At 33.9% G+C, this 17225-nt stretch carries 4 protein-coding genes; all 4 read left to right on the top strand.

Annotated elements, in window-relative coordinates:
* The first annotated feature begins 44 nt into the window (after positions 1 to 44).
* On the top strand, positions 45 to 2300 hold the full coding sequence (locus EW093_RS15145; RefSeq protein WP_223111617.1) for an anaerobic ribonucleoside triphosphate reductase: 2256 nt from the start codon (positions 45 to 47) through the stop codon (positions 2298 to 2300).
* The gene (nrdG, locus tag EW093_RS15150) at positions 2301 to 2762 is read left to right on the top strand and encodes an anaerobic ribonucleoside-triphosphate reductase activating protein (protein WP_149569210.1); all 462 of its coding nucleotides are present in this window, start codon (positions 2301 to 2303) and stop codon (positions 2760 to 2762) included.
* A 125-nt stretch (positions 2763 to 2887) separates the two neighbouring features.
* The gene (locus EW093_RS15155; protein ID WP_149569211.1) at positions 2888 to 6892 is read left to right on the top strand and encodes an Ig-like domain-containing protein; all 4005 of its coding nucleotides are present in this window, start codon (positions 2888 to 2890) and stop codon (positions 6890 to 6892) included.
* The gene (locus EW093_RS15160; RefSeq protein WP_149569212.1) at positions 6814 to 17223 is read left to right on the top strand and encodes an Ig-like domain-containing protein; all 10410 of its coding nucleotides are present in this window, start codon (positions 6814 to 6816) and stop codon (positions 17221 to 17223) included. The genes EW093_RS15155 and EW093_RS15160 overlap by 79 nt, the downstream gene beginning before the upstream one ends.
* Positions 17224 to 17225 lie beyond the last annotated feature (2 nt).

Here is a 17225-nt window from a genome sequence, read left to right on the forward strand (position 1 = left end):
GTGTATAGCTGCTTCTTCTGTTTAATAAGCACTAGGAGATATATATGAATATAGTAAAAAGAGATGGAAAAATTGTAAGTTTTGATAGGACAAAGATAGAAAATGCAGTTTTAAAGACCTGCCAAAATTTAGGATATAAATTATCGGATAAGTTATCTAATGTTCCTTCTATTGTGGAGAACCACCTTTTAAAGGATGGGGTTAAACAGATTGAGATTGAAAAGATACAAGACCTTGTAGAAAAAGAGTTAATGCATATCGATGAGGATATTGCAAAAGAGTATATTCTTTATAGAAACAGACGAAATAGAATTAGACGAAGCCGGGTTTACCATCAGATCGATGAAATGATACAGGCTAAAAAAAATGACCTTACAAATGAAAATGGAAATATGAACACAGAGACCCCATCAGGAATGATATCTAAAGTTGGATTTGAGAGTTCTAAGGAGTTCGCATTAGAGAGTCTACTAAACCATGAAGATAGGGTAGCCCACGAAAAGAAGGATATGCATATTCATGACCTAGATTTTTATCTTACAAAGTCTTTAACTTGTATCCAAACAGATCTTGGTAAGGTTTTTAAAAGTGGTTTTGAAACTGTAAATGGAGGAGTAAGAGCTCCAAAGAGAATATCTACAGCTGTTGGATTAACAGCAATTTCAATTCAAACCTCCCAAAATGAGATGCATGGAGGACAATCCATCCACGCCTTTGACTTTAATATGGCACCCTTTGTTTTAATGTCTTTTAAAGAACACTACAGAGAGGGGTCTGATATTCTAGCCATAGATGTAGAGGGTTTAAAGGACTTTTCAATTTCTGAATATAGTAATAAACCCCTAGATGGTTTGCAGGGTGAACAGAGAGTATATCAGTACGCAATAAATAAAACTGTAAAAGAGACAAAACAGGCCATGGAGGGTTTAATCCATGACTTAAATATAATGAACTCAAGAAGTGGAAATCAAGTTCCATTCTCTTCAATAAACTTTGGTACAGATACCTCCCCAGAGGGAAGATTAGTTATTAAAAGTTACCTGGAAGCTGTTCAAAACGGTGTTGGAAATGAGAGAAAGACTGCAATATTCCCAATCTCAATTTTTAAGGTTAAAACCGGAATAAACAGAAGAGAAGGGGATAAGAACTACGATCTTTTCCTCTTTGCTCAAGAGGTTACATCCCAAAGATTTTTTCCAAACTTTATTAATCTGGATGCACCCTTTAATCAGAGTGATAAGTGGGATATTAATGACCCTAACAGATGGTATCATGAACCTAGTACAATGGGTTGTAGAACAAGGGTATATGAGAATCGATTTGCAGAAAATAGCTCTGTTGGTAGGGGTAATGCTTCATTTACATCTGTAAATATTGTAAGAATAGCCTTAAAGTCACTATCAATTGCTGATGACTTAAAGGGTAGAATGGAGTATTTCTATACTGAGCTTAATAATATTTTAGAGAGCGCTGCAAAACAGTTAGTAAATAGATGGAATTGGCAAAAAACTGCGCTAGCTAGGCAGTTCCCCTATGTTATGAAGTATATTGCAGAACATAACGATGGTATTAAGGGTAATGATAATGTAGAAGATATTATAAAGCATTTCTCCCTAAGTATCGGGTTTATAGGTCTAGCTGAAACTTTAGTCGCCCTAACATCAACTAAGGACCTAGATGGTAACTATGTTAAGGGTAAACACCATGGAGAGGATGATACTGTTCAAGAACTAGGTATAGAGATTGTCTCTTTTATGGATAAAAAGTGTAAGGAGTTAGCTGAAACTTATGATAAAAACTTTGGACTTTTAGCTACACCAGCAGAGGGTCTAAGTCACACTTTTACAGACTCTGATAGAAAACTTTTTGGAATAGTAGAGGGAGTTACAGATAGGGAGTATTATACTAATAGTAACCACGTTCCAGTATATTATAAGTGTTCTGTATTTCATAAGGCCCAGGTAGAAGCTAAATATCACTCTTTAACCCCTGCAGGTCATATCTTCTATATAGAGATGGATGGAAATCCATTAGATAACCTTAAAGCAGTTAAAACAGCTTTAGACTATATGTTAGATATAAATATCGGTTATGTTTCTATAAATCACTTTGATAATAGTTGTCTAGATTGTGGTGCCCATTTCTACAATAGACAACCAGAGAAGTGCCCTATGTGTGGTAGCCAGGATATTGATATAACTGAGAGAATTACAGGGTATTTAGTTGGAACACTAGACAAGTGGAATAGGGGTAAATTTGCAGAACAGAGGGATAGAGTATCCCATAATTTTGGAGCTTAAATGTTAAATATTTCAGGGTTTTATGATAGCAGTTGTACAAATGGAGAGGGATGGAGAAGTGTTATCTTTTTTTCAGGATGTCCCCATAAGTGCAAGGGGTGTCATAACCCTGAAACCTGGGACTTTAGTTCAGGAGAACCAATTAGTGTAGATGAACTAACTAGTATGGTCTTAAAAAACAGTAGTTATATTGATGGTGTAACCCTAAGTGGAGGGGAACCCTTTCAAGAACGAAATATTGATGAGTTATTAACTTTAATTAATAATTTAAAAAAACATAACCTTACTATTTGGTGTTACTCTGGTTATAAGTATGAGGATCTTTTAATAAATCCCATGTTTAGGAAGCTTTTAGATAAGATAGATGTCCTAATTGATGGTCCTTATATAGAAGAACTCTTTGATCCTAACCTGAAATTTAGGGGTTCTTCAAACCAAAGTGTTAAATATTTAACAAAATAAAAGAAGCTACCGATAATTATTACTATAAAAGATTAACTAACATTAATAAGTCTTGATTTATATGTTTACCTCATTTATAATGGGACATATTAATTTTTTGTAATATATTTTAGCTTGGGGGCTTCATGATATCAAAGATTTACTATTTTATAGTAGCAACTCTAATTATAGCAACTTTAGTTGCGTGTGAACTTTTTACATCAGGTTATGGGGAGAAGGTTGACTTAAGTGAACCTAGTATCTCAATAAGCGATCCTGTTAATGTGGAGTATAAGGGTGGAACTTTTACTCTAAAGGGTGTTGCCTCTGATGATACTAGTATAAAAGAAGTTGTTGTTGAATTTAAAAGCCCTGTAACTAATGATACAAAAACTAGAACTGCAACTTTAAGCGATAATAACTGGTATTTAGATATTGATAGTGATGACTCCTCCATATTTAAAGATGGAGAAGTTGAATTTACTGTTACTGCTATAGACTCTGTTGATAAAAAGAGTAGCAAAAATATTATAGTTTATCTAGATAACACCCTTCCTACTGTTTTAGTTGAATCCCCAAATTCCCAGGATAAAGATATAATTAATGGTATTCTTGATGTTATAGGATCAGCCAAAGACGCAAGTCTAGAGAAGCTTGAAGTTTACATTGTTTCGTCAGATGATCCTACAAAAAGATATTTAGGTGTAACAGAGGGAACTTCTAGTTGGAAAGCAACATTTAATACAGAGAAATTAGAAATAGGTCTATTATCAAGTCAGACATACTATTTGGAAGTAATCGCCTATGATGTTGCAGGTAATCAGAGTAGTTACTTCTATTATAATGATGACTTATTTAGTGAAGAGATGACTCAAATAAAATCAGACCTTGGGATAAATAGTAGACCTATTGATATGTTAGCAGATATTAATAATATCGATCTTTTTGAATCGATACAGAGGTCAGATAGCTTAGCTGATAGGCTTAATTTTAATATATACCAAGATAGAGATAGACCAGAGATTATTTTGTCTAGTGATTGGGATCTTTCTTCTCCAGATAATCTTAAATCATTTACAAATAGTGTAAATCTATCAGCTCAAGTTAAAGATGACGATGGTATTAAGACCATCGTTTTATCTGTTTATAAAAAGAGTGATAATTCACTTGTTAGACAGGGGACAATTAAACCTCTTGGATCTAGGAGCTATAATTTAGATGTAATACTAGACTCGGTTAATTGGTCTGGGTTTACTATGACCCCTGATCTTAGTAGTGGAATACTTCCAGAGGACTCTTACTATTTTACCCTAACTGTAACTGATATAGAGGGTGCATTTTCAGGTGTTGCAGATTTACCTAACCCGGCAAATTTTGGAATAGACAGAAATAACCCAGAAGTAAAAATATTATCCTCATTATCAAATAAATATTACAATTCAAATGTAGATGTTATTATTGAAGCGAAGGATAATGTAGGTGTAACTAAGGTTGATCTATATATTAACGATGTAGATGATAAAACCCCTCTAAGTGCAATAAAACAAGATGATGGAAATTGGAAATATACAGTAAAAACTTTAGACTATATAACAGAAGAAGATTTAGATGTAAACCTAAGTATAAAAGTTGTTGCCTCCGATGCTAGTGGAAAAACCGACACTGAGAGTATGTCTATTTACTTAGATATATTACCTCCAGTGTTAGAAGATTCAAAGATAACTATGCCAGCTAGTTTAAATCAAACTGTGGAAATAGAAGTTACTCCTGTAGATAAAAACCTTGATAGTGTCGAATATAATTTAGATAATGAAGAAGATTGGAAACCAGTTAGTAAGGTTGATGGTTCTACTAGTATAATTACTCTGTTAACAACAGATTATGCGGATGGAAATCATACTCTTAACTTAAAGGCAATTGATACTGCTGGGAATATTACTGAGCTTTCTAAAATTATTACCATAGATCAAGATTCTGATAAACCTGTAATTACATTTAAAACACCAGATGAAACAAATGATATCAATAGTTTTTCAGGCGCTGTTACTATTTTGGCTGAACTTAAAGATGATGATGCTATTGATGAAGAAAGTATCGTTTTAAAAATTGATGATGAAAAAGTTATTGCTTCAGAATATATAAAGCAGAATGTTGGGGGAGTTGTTACATTAAAATATACTCCAACATTTGATGATGATGGTGATCATAGTGTTTCAGTATTTGTAGCAGATAAAAAAGATATTGGTGTTGTGAAGGATGTAACAAAAAATATAGATTTTGTAATCGACTCTCGTGGTCCTACTATCAATAATATAAAAGTAGATTCAGAAGTTATCTCTAGTTTAATGTATAAAAAATCAGACTTTACTCTTTCGGGTAATGCAGCTGACTTAAAGGATGTTTCAAAGATTACAATAAAAGCTACATTTGGTGATTCGGAACCAGTTATTTATGTTATACCTTTTGATGCTGTTACTCCAAATGTTACATGGATTCAAATTATCAATGTGGATGGTAATGTTAATGATAGTGAAGAAAAGCCTCTTACAGTAACAATAGAAGCAATAGATGCAGCTGGTAATTCAAGCGGTATTGTTACTAAAAATTTAATTATTGATAAAATAAAACCTGTATTAGATAGTGTATTATCATCGAATATTGAGAATTTAAATGGAATAGAGACTATATCTGGAGGAGCTAGTGATGATCATTTATCATCAGTTAAAATAGCTTATATCGGTAAGAATGATGGTAAAACATCTTGGCTTAATATTGAAGGTTCACCGTATTCCTGGAAATATTATCTTGATACTAAAAAAATTGAAGATGGAAATTCCACTTTTTATGTACAAGCTACAGATCTTTCAGGAAATATTTCTAATAAAGAATACACTATAAATATAGATCAGCTAAGCGATAAACCTCAGTTTATATTTGATAAACCTATTATTAGCGGGGGAAATGAGACTACAAACTTGTTTGGATCGTCTGCTTCTGTTTCAGGATCAGTAACAGATGATGACGGTATTGATAGAGGTGAAATAAATATTTATCTATATGATTATGATAATGTATTACTATACACAACAAATTTTATCCCAACTCCAGGTGGTTCTGATAAATCCATACCTTGGGAATTTGATCTATCTTCCTTGTCTCAGGGGATTTATTATATTCAAGTTGAGGCTAAAGATGATATAGATTATAAATTGAATGGAGATGTAGTCTCTTCTAATATTTCAAATAAGAATATTTTTGCTATCGACTTTGGTGCACCAACTTTAGATATATCTTCCCCTTTAAATGCCACTACAGAAATAACCTATCTAAATAGTCAAATGATTCTAGCTGGTAATGTAAAAGATGGTTTAGGAGTTAAAACATTAACTTATCAATTAGGTTCTTTAGACAAAGTTACTATATTTACAGATAAGCAGTACTTAGACTACAACTGGTCTAAAACATTAACTTTAGATGAACTTAAATTAGCAGGAACAAGTTTTAGTATTAACTTAGAAGCTACAGATATTACAGGAAAAGTTATTAAATCTACTATGCCTGTTTTTATTGATGAATCAGGACCAATACTTACAGTTACTACACCACTTAATAATTCTATTAATGAATCAAGTCCTATATCTTTAGAAGGTACTATTCTGGATCTAGGTTCCGGGTTTAGTTATCCAGTGGATGGTGATTTAAGTTCCTTAAATTATGATTTAGCTTATAGTTTAAATAGTGGAGTAGATGTGCCTATTTCTTTAACAGAGGGTGATACTAAGTGGCTAAAAGATTTAGAACTTACTACAGAAGGAACATACAATCTTAAATTTAAATCTAAGGATAGAATAGGGAATGTAAAGAATAGCTCAAATATAACATTCTATTATGATAAATCTAAACCTGATTTTACAGAAGTTGACTCTACTTACAGCGAAACTGAAGTTTTAACTAATAGTAGTGTTAATTTTGGTGGACACTTATCTGATAGTAATGGGCTATTAGCTTTTAATGTTAAAGTAAATACTGAAGATGAAATCAATTTATTAAGTTCTGTAGAGTCTAATGGGACTTGGTCATATACCCTTCCAAAGGTCGATGGGATTATAGTGTTACATTTACAGCAACAGATAAAGCAAATAGATCGGTAGAGATAAATAGGAAGATAAAGATTGATGCGACTCTTCCAGAATTAAATGTTAAAAGTATAGTTTCAGATGTTTCAGGTGTTGATGATGGTAAGGAAGTGCTTTCAGGTAATTATAAATTTGAAGGTAGTTCTTCTGATACAGGTTCAAATGTTAAATCGGTATATTATAGTTTAAATGGAAATGAATACCTGTTAGCAACTGGTACAACAATATGGAATGTAACAGTAGATACCACGTCTTTACCTGAGGGTGTAAATAATATAAAATTTAAAGCTACAGACAACTCAGGAAACTTTGTTGAGAGTAGTGATATAGAGTTTGTTGTAGACCAAAGTGCCCCAATACTAAGTGAAACATTTATAGGTTCATCTCAAAAGAAAACAAACATCTCTTATACTTTAGAAGGAACAATTTCCGATACCTATGGAATAGCTAGCTTAACAATAAATGGTAATGCTCCAACAACAAATAGTGGTGGATCATGGACATATAGTGTAACAACTCCAGTAGAGGGAGAAGAAACTTATACGGTAGTTGCTACAGATAACTCTGGTAGAAAAACAAGTTTAACAAGATCCGTATTATATGATGTAACAGCTCCTGAAGTAGATGGAATTGATGCTATAACTGGTTTTGTAAGTGGTAGTTCATATACATTTAAAGGAGTGGCTTCCGATGATAATGGAGTTACTAACTCTGGGATAAATAAAGTTGAGTACCAAGTAACAGCAAAAGATGTTGCAGTTGTAGAAGAGGATTGGGTAGCCGCTAGTGGAAGTACTAGCTGGAATGGAACCTTTGCTCTTAGTATCTCAGAAGGTGATAAGACAGTACATGTAAGGGTAACTGATGAAGCAGGAAATGTAAGTGTAATATCAACAAAAGATTTTGTTTTTGATCAGGGAGTACCAAGTCTAGCTGTAACAACAAACCCTGTTTCCATAACTAAAGGTTTCTTTACAATATCAGGAACAGCTAGTGATAGTAATGGATTAAAAGATAATAAAATAAACCTAAATGTAGCAGGAACAGACTACCTAATAACAGTAACAGATGGATCTTGGACATATACAGGGGATTTATCTGGTAAAACTGACGGTTCATACGACATAACAGTACTTGCCACAGATGTAGCAGATAGACCAAGTGTAGAGCTTGTAAAATCTATTCAGGTTGATAAGGTAGCTCCACTAGTAGAAGTAGGAACAGTGTCACCTCTTGTAAATACAGATGAAGTAAATGGAACAATAGAGTTTAGTGCAACAGCTTCAGATCCTAATGGATTAGAGGGTGTTCGTTATTGGATACTCCCATCAACAGATGAAGCCCCAAGTTGGGATACTACTAATTATACTCTTTTTGGAGCAGCACCATACTCCGTAACAGGAATAGATACAACAGATACAAGTAAGTTCACAGATGGGAATAGCTACAAAATTTGGGTATTAGCTCGGGATAAGGCTGGTAATGATAATATCGATTCAAAATTAATAACAGTAAACCAGGCCTCAGATATCCCAACCGTTGACTTTACTAATATTGAAAAAATAACATCAGAGATAGCAATAGATTCAACTCCATCAGCAACAAAAAATCTATTTCTATCAACAGTTAAAATAATAGGAACAGTTGCAGATGATGATTCTGTAGATGCTTCTACAATCCAAGTAAGTTTAAATGGAGCAGCTCCAACAGGTGTTACTACAGGTAACAGTTCATCAAATGGTTCTTTAGTCTACTGGGATAATACATTTGCTACTGGATTAGTAGATGGAAATAATACTTTAGTTGTAACAGCCACAGATACAAATGGGAAAGCTTTTACCTCTGATACGTATAACTTTTTTGTAGATAAATCGAATCCAAGTTTAACAATAACAGACAATAAACCTGCAGAAGGTAGTAGTGTAAAAAGTGTTATAACACTTTCAGGAACAGTCTCAGATGCACACTTAGAAAGTGTATTAGTAACTCTAGAAGGTGGAAATGTAACAGAGGCAACAGTAAGTGGTAGTAGTTGGAATCTAGTTTCAAACGCATCAGGGTTTGATGCAGAAGGAACTAAAACTATTACAGTAACTGCAACAGATAAATTTGGTAAAACAACCGAGAAAGAGATATCTGTTTTATATGATAAAACAGCACCAACCTTAGCTCCTGGAGAAATCGACTCAGATGTATCAGGTGTAGCCGAAGGTCTAGAAGTGATATCTGGAGAGTATATATTTACTGGAACTGCAAGTGATACGAACTCTTTAGTAAGCAAAGTAGAGTACAGTTTAAATGGTGCAGCCTATGAATTAGTAACAGGTACAAATAGTTGGAATGTAACAGTAGATACCACGTCTTTATCTGAGGGTGTAAATAATATAAAATTTAAAGCTACAGACAACTCAGGAAACTTTGTTGAGAGTAGTGATATAGAGTTTGTAGTAGACCAAAGTGCCCCAATGCTAAGTGAAACCTTTATAGGTTCATCTCAAAAGAAAACAAACAGCTCTTATACTTTAGAAGGAACAATTTCCGATACCTATGGAATAGCTAGCTTAAAAATAAATGGAAATGCTCCAACAACAAATAGTAGTGGATCATGGACATATAGTGTAACAGCTCCAGTAGAGGGAGAAGAAACTTATACAGTAGTTGCTACAGATAACTCTGGTAGAAAAACAAGTTTAACAAGATCCGTATTATATGATGTAACAGCTCCTGAAGTAGATGGAATAGATGCTATAACTGGTTTTGTAAGTGGTAGTTCATATACATTTAAAGGAGTGGCTTCCGATGATAATGGAGATACTAACTCTGGGATAAATAAAGTTGAGTACCAAGTAACAGCAAAAGATGTTGCAGTTGTAGAAGAGGATTGGGTAGCCGCTAGTGGAAGTACTAGCTGGAATGGAACCTTTGCTCTTAACATCTTAGAAGGTGATAAGACAGTACATGTAAGGGTAACTGATGAAGCAGGAAATGTAAGTGTAATATCAACAAAAGATTTTGTTTTTGATCAGGGAGTACCAAGTCTAGCTGTAGCAACAAACCCTGTTTCCATAACTAAAGGTACCTTTACAATAGCAGGAACAGCTAGTGATAGTAATGGATTAAAAGATAATAAAATAAACCTAAATGTAGCAGGAACAGACAACCTAATAACAGTAACAGATGGATCTTGGACATATACAGGGGATTTATCTGGTAAAACTGACGGTTCATACGACATAACAGTACTTGCCACAGATGTAGCAGATAGACCAAGTGTAGAGCTTGTAAAATCTATTCAGGTAGATAAGGTAGCTCCACTAGTAGAAGTAGGAACAGTGTCACCTCTTGTAAATACAGATGAAGTAAATGGAACAATAGAGTTTAGTGCAACAGCTTCAGATCCTAATGGATTAGAGGGTGTTCGTTATTGGATACTCCCATCAACAGATGAAGCCCCAAGTTGGGATACTACTAATTATACTCTTTTTGGAGCAGCACCATACTCCGTAACAGGAATAGATACAACAGATACAAGTAAGTTTACAGATGGGAATAGCTACAAAATTTGGGTATTAGCTCGGGATAAGGCTGGTAATGATAAAGCAGATTCTAAAGAGATAACAGTAAACCAGGCCTCAGATATCCCAACCGTTGACTTTACTAATATTGAAAAAATAACATCAGAGATAGCAATAGATTCAACTCCATCAGCAACAAAAAATCTATTTCTATCAACAGTTAAAATAATAGGAACAGTTGCAGATGATGATTCTGTAGATGCTTCTACAATCCAAGTAAGTTTAAATGGAGCAGCTCCAACAGGTGTTACTACAGGTAACAGTTCATCAAATGGTTCTTTAGTCTACTGGGATAATACATTTGCTACTGGATTAGTAGATGGAAATAATACTTTAGTTGTAACAGCCACAGATACAAATGGGAAAGCTTTTACCTCTGATACGTATAACTTTTTTGTAGATAAATCGAATCCAAGTTTAACAATAACAGACAATAAACCTGCAGAAGGTAGTAGTGTAAAAAGTGTTATAACACTTTCAGGAACAGTCTCTGATGCACACTTAGATAGTGTTTTAGTAACTCTAGAAGGTGGAAATGTAACAGAGGCAACAGTAACTGGTAGTAGTTGGAATCTAGTTTCAAACGCATCAGGGTTTGATGCAGAAGGAACTAAAACTATTACAGTAACTGCAACAGATAAATTTGGTAAAACAACCGAGAAAGAGATATCTGTTTTATATGATAAAACAGCTCCAACCTTAACTCCTGGAGAAATAGACTCTGAGGTATCAGGTGTAGCCGAAGGTAGAGAAGTGATATCTGGAGAGTATATATTTACTGGAACTGCAAGTGATACGAACTCTTTAGTAAGCAAAGTAGAGTACAGTTTAAATGGTGCAGCTTATGAATTAGTAACAGGTACAAATAGTTGGAATGTAACAGTAGATACCACGTCTTTAACTGAGGGTGTAAATAATATAAGTTTTAAAGCTATAGACAACTCAGGAAACTTTGTTGAGAGTGGTGATATAGAGTTTGTAGTAGACCAAAGTGCCCCAATACTAAGTGAAACCTTTATAGGTTCATCTCAAAAGAAAACAAACAGCTCTTATACTTTAGAAGGAACAATTTCCGATACCTATGGAATAGCTAGCTTAACAATAAATGGAAATGCTCCAACAACAAATAGTGGTGGATCATGGACATATAGTGTAACAACTCCAGTGGAGGGCGAAGAAACTTATACAGTAGTTGCTACAGATAACTCTGGTAGAAAAACAAGTTTAACAAGATCCGTATTATATGATGTAACAGCTCCTGAAGTAGATGGAATAGATGCTATAACTGGTTTTGTAAGTGGTAGTTCATATACATTTAAAGGAGTGGCTTCCGATGATAATGGAGTTACTAACTCTGGGATAAATAAAGTTGAGTACCAAGTAACAGCAAAAGATGTTGCAGTTGTAGAAGAGGATTGGGTAGCCGCTAGTGGAAGTACTAGCTGGAATGGAACCTTTGCTCTTAGTATCTCCGAAGGTGATAAGACAGTACATGTAAGGGTAACTGATGAAGCAGGAAATGTAAGTGTAATATCAACAAAAGATTTTGTTTTTGATCAGGGAGTACCAAGTCTAGCTGTAACAACAAACCCTGTTTCCATAACTAAAGGTTCCTTTACAATATCAGGAACAGCTAGTGATAGTAATGGATTAAAAGATAATAAAATAAACCTAAATGTAGCAGGAACAGACTACCTAATAACAGTAACAGATGGATCTTGGACATATACAGGGGATTTATCTGGTAAAACTGACGGTTCATACGACATAACAGTACTTGCCACAGATGTAGCAGATAGACCAAGTGTAGAGCTTGTAAAATCTATTCAGGTTGATAAGGTAGCTCCACTAGTAGAAGTAGGAACAGTGTCACCTCTTGTAAATACAGATGAAGTAAATGGAACAATAGAGTTTAGTGCAACAGCTTCAGATCCTAATGGATTAGAGGGTGTTCGTTATTGGATACTCCCATCAACAGATGAAGCCCCAAGTTGGGATACTACTAATTATACTCTTTTTGGAGCAGCACCATACTCCGTAACAGGAATAGATACAACAGATACAAGTAAGTTTACAGATGGGAATAGCTACAAAATTTGGGTATTAGCTCGGGATAAGGCTGGTAATGATAAAGCAGATTCTAAAGAGATAACAGTAAACCAGGCCTCAGATATCCCAACCGTTGACTTTACTAATATTGAAAAAATAACATCAGAGATAGCAATAGATTCAACTCCATCAGCAACAAAAAATCTATTTCTATCAACAGTTAAAATAATAGGAACAGTTGCAGATGATGATTCTGTAGATGCTTCTACAATCCAAGTAAGTTTAAATGGTGGCTCTTATGTTTCTGTTGATTCTGGAACAACATCAGATAATGGTTCATTAGTTAGTTGGAGTCATACTTTTTCTAGTTCAGACTTAATTGAGGGAGACAATGAATTTACAGTGAAAGTTTCTGATATAAATACTTTAGCTAAAACTTTAACTTCCGAAGTTTATCATTTCTTTGTTGATAAATCTGACCCTGTAGTTAATGTGTCTGAACCAATACAAAGTGCTTATGTTAAAGGTTCAGCAAGAACCAGTGGAGAAGCATATGATGGTACATCTTTAGCATCATTTACAATTACTGCAAATAATGCATCAACTACATCAGTAATAAATGTAGATAATGCAAATACCCAATGGGGATTAACAACCACAGAAAACACTGGTGAGTTTTATTGGGATACTACTAATGAAAAATATATCTGGGATTTTGCACTCGAACAGTTACCAGATGAATATGAAAATAGACCAATAACAATTTCTTATAATGCAGTCGATTCATTTGATAAAAAGAGCGTTGTAGATAGATCAATTACTATTGATTCTGTATCTCCAGATGTCGATATTCAATATCCTGCACTAGATTCAGTTGTTACTGGATCAGTAACAATTAAAGGGATAACTACAGATGAAAAGATGAAAACTGTTGAAATTAAACTTGGAAACAGTGGTTCTTGGGAGTTATTAGATGGTACATATAACTGGAGTAAAACTATTAATACTGTTGCCACTTCTGTTTATACTGATGGAAATGATCAAGGTGATGGTACATGGGAATATCCTGTACAAATTAGAGCTACAGATTCTGCAGGTAATGTTACTATTGAAAATTCATATCAATTTTATATTAGTCCAGACCTTGATAAACCAACTGTTAGTATTACATCCCCTTCAAATGGAGCAAAACTAGGTGGAACAATATTACTAATTGGAACAGCCACAGATAATGAAGCTGTTAGTAAGGTTTATATTAGAGCAGATGTAAATGGAGATGGGGATTTTGTAGACTCATATGATCTAGATAATAATCCAGGAACTTCTCATATTTTTGATAATGAGTCTTCGTGGACAGAAATTACAAACTTTAGTAACAGTGTATGGCAACAGGAGATAAATAGTGATGGTCTTCTTTACAGTGAAAATTCAAATATTACAGGTGCAACTGGTGTAATAAATATTCAATTCAAAGCTGTAGATCTAAAGGGTGTAGAGAGTCTGTTGGTTACAAGAAATATTGATATTGACAGTACATTCCCTGAAATTACTCAATTTGAAGTACTTGATGATAATTCTAATCCTATAACAGATGTAAAAGGTACTTTTGATATCAAAGTTTCTACAACAGATAATGAAGGTGGAATAACAGCTATAGATATTAGTTATAATGGTGGAATTAGCTATGAATCTGTATTAAGTACAGGTTCTCCTAATGTTACTGAAACGTTAACAATCCCTGTAGATTCTATAAATGAACTAGGTTATACAAATAGTAGTGATATAATTAACGTTAGATTAAAAGTAACAGATACAACAGGTTATCAGTCTTTTAAAAGTCTTCAATTAAGTATTGATAATATTAATCCTACAGCATCTTACACTGGCCGAGTTGATGATATTGGAACTGCAGGGGGAACAGGGGTTGAGAATCGAGTAACTGTTTCAGGTATTTATGAAGATACTGGTCTTGTAAGTAGTTTTGGTAGAATTGAAGCATACTTATCCCAGGATGGAGTAATTATTGATCCAAATACTGGAGAAACAAGTAGTAATACCACTATAGATTTTAATGATGGCAATGGAGCTGTTGTTTATCCAGATAATAATAAAGATCTTATCACAATTGATTGGGATGCTGCTGTCCTAGAGAGAGGGAAAGATGACTCTGGAGATGGAGATGGATATTACGAATATATTTCAACAGCTTCTGGTGTATATAACTGGTCTGCAGAGTTTGATACTAGTTCTATTGATACAGACTTAGGAGCCGTAGAACTTCACTATGTTGTATATGATAAAGCAGGAAACTCTAGTCACTATGTAGAAATAATGTTGATTGTTGGTTCGGACTTAGATGATAGTGGAGTAATTGAGGAGTCAGAGCAGATGGCATACCCTCAATCCTTCCAAGCAAGAAGTGGATTACTTTATGTTGAATTATTTGGTGGTAGTAAAGCAAACTATTATCTAGAAATATCAGACTCTTCAGGTGTGGTTAAAACAACAGATAAAAATACAACTGAAACAACTTTTAATACTTCAGCCTATGATGGTGAAACAGAGTTCATTATTAGGGTTTACGACTATGTTGATGGTGTGAATGATACTTTGAAATTAACTAAAAATTTAGAAGTTGATATGAAGGGAGCTGATACAATTCCTCCTACAATTACAGTTAGTGATTTAACAACTAATTCTGTTGTTGATGGTCATTTAGATGTGGGTGATTTTAGTTCTAATCCTGCAACAAACACCAATGATAAGGATATTAGTGGAGAGCTTCAATTTATTGGAGTAGCAGCTGATGATTCAAGAATAAAAGATATAACATTAAGCATAACGGGAGAAAGTGATGTAGTAATTGCACAGTGGGTTGAAGGTCTATTTAAATCTGTAGATCCAAATACAACAATTGTTAGCCAGGAATTACATTGGAAAGATGGTCATACTGTTAATTTTACATATAACTGGGATACTGAAACTTTAACAAATGTTGCTGATGAAAATAGAGTTGTTGAATTTACAGTTAATGATTTTATTGCAGACCACACTGTAAGTGATATTGACCAGTTTGATGTAGTTCCATATATAACTTCTATTACTAGAAATGGTTTTAATACTAATAGATCTAAACTAGGATTCTACCCAGTAAGAAGAGAAGAGACTGGTTTAATTATAGATGGGTTTAACCTAAGAAGTACAACAATACCTGGTAGTGTTACTATTGATAATATTTCCATTTCATCAACAATTAGTGGAAGTAGTGATAGTTCAATATTAATTGATATACCAACAACAGCAAGATCAGGATATTTAGAACTTACTGTAAATGGCGTTTCAGCCATAAATAATAGTAATAATAACAACTATACTACAAATAGTGAGAAGAATCCTTACCTAGAAGAATCAGAGTTATGGACAGATGATAGATATATTCATATTTGGCAATCTAACAATACATCAACTGGTTCAAATAGAGGGTACTTTACAGGCAGTGATTCACCTAAGTATCCAGCAATGACAATAGACAATAGTGGTCTTTTATATGCATCTTGGAGTAATTATGCTGATTCAACAATAAATTATGCTCCTAATAATGGAAATGCTACACAAATTTATCAGGCATATGACCCATCAGAACATACAGACATCTCCTTTGGAGACAGACTCTCTGTTGTTTGGAATGCAAATATCTATGGGAATAATAGGTGGGATGTAACAGGAGCCGGAGGTGTTTATGTATGGGATTCAAATGCAAATGCTGCAGCTTCTAGAAACTCTGGTAATGCCTATGAATCTGAACTTTTATATCATGATGAACAGTTAATGCAGTTTGTTAATGAGAGAGTTATTACAAATGGTAATGATATTCATGTTAGTTATTATGATACTGATACTAAATCTATAAAATATTGGCATAAAACAAGCGGTAGTAATCCTAGTTATAGCTGGGACAATACTGAAAGAAAATATATTTTTGATAATGAATCCCAGTACTATACTTGGGTAAACTTAGATGGTTATTATGATACCCACGATACTTATAATACAAATCGTGTTTTAGGTGGAACTGGTAGTAGAACAGATACTATGAAGGCTGGTGAGTATAGTGCTATTGATGTAAATAGTAATGGATACCCACTTGTAGCATATTATGATTTAACAAATCAGAAAGTTAAATTAGCTGTTTCAAGTTCGACAAATCCTAAAGTTGGAGACTGGTTAACTCAGGATGTAACATCTAATAGCAGTTATACTGGTAAGTTTATCTCAATGAGAGTAGATTCCAGTAATTATGTTCATATGACATTCTATAAAACAAGTACAGGAGACCTTATGTATATTAAATCAACAAATAATCCATCTGACGGAACAGCTTACACATTTGATGATCCAGTATTAATAGACTCAAATGGATCCGTAGGAATGTGGGCAGACTTAACGTTAGATGGAACAACTCCAATTATTTCATATCTTGATTCTTCTAGAGTTAATACTTTTGATGGTTTAAAAGTTGCAACAATTGAAACAGATTTTGATATAAATAACGATGGCTCAGCTGATACAGTATGGGAAACCCAAAACATACCTTTAGCCTATGAGGCAGACAGTGTAAGAACCAGCGTAGAAGCAGATACTGGAACAAACTTCTGGGATAAGGCTGTTGGATATGGCTCTAGTGATTATTATAGAATTGCTTATTATGTTCCAAAACAGTAATG

Source organism: Thiospirochaeta perfilievii, assembly GCF_008329945.1.
In the GTDB taxonomy this organism is placed as follows: Bacteria; Spirochaetota; Spirochaetia; order DSM-2461; family DSM-2461; genus Thiospirochaeta; species Thiospirochaeta perfilievii.

What these genes read in the sequence shown, in the direction of transcription:
- EW093_RS15145 (WP_223111617.1), top strand. Translation starts at nt 45, where the DNA reads ATGAATATAGTAAAAAGAGATGGAAAAATTGTAAGTTTTGATAGGACA.
- nrdG (WP_149569210.1), top strand. Translation starts at nt 2,301, where the DNA reads ATGTTAAATATTTCAGGGTTTTATGATAGCAGTTGTACAAATGGAGAG.
- EW093_RS15155 (WP_149569211.1), top strand. Translation starts at nt 2,888, where the DNA reads ATGATATCAAAGATTTACTATTTTATAGTAGCAACTCTAATTATAGCA.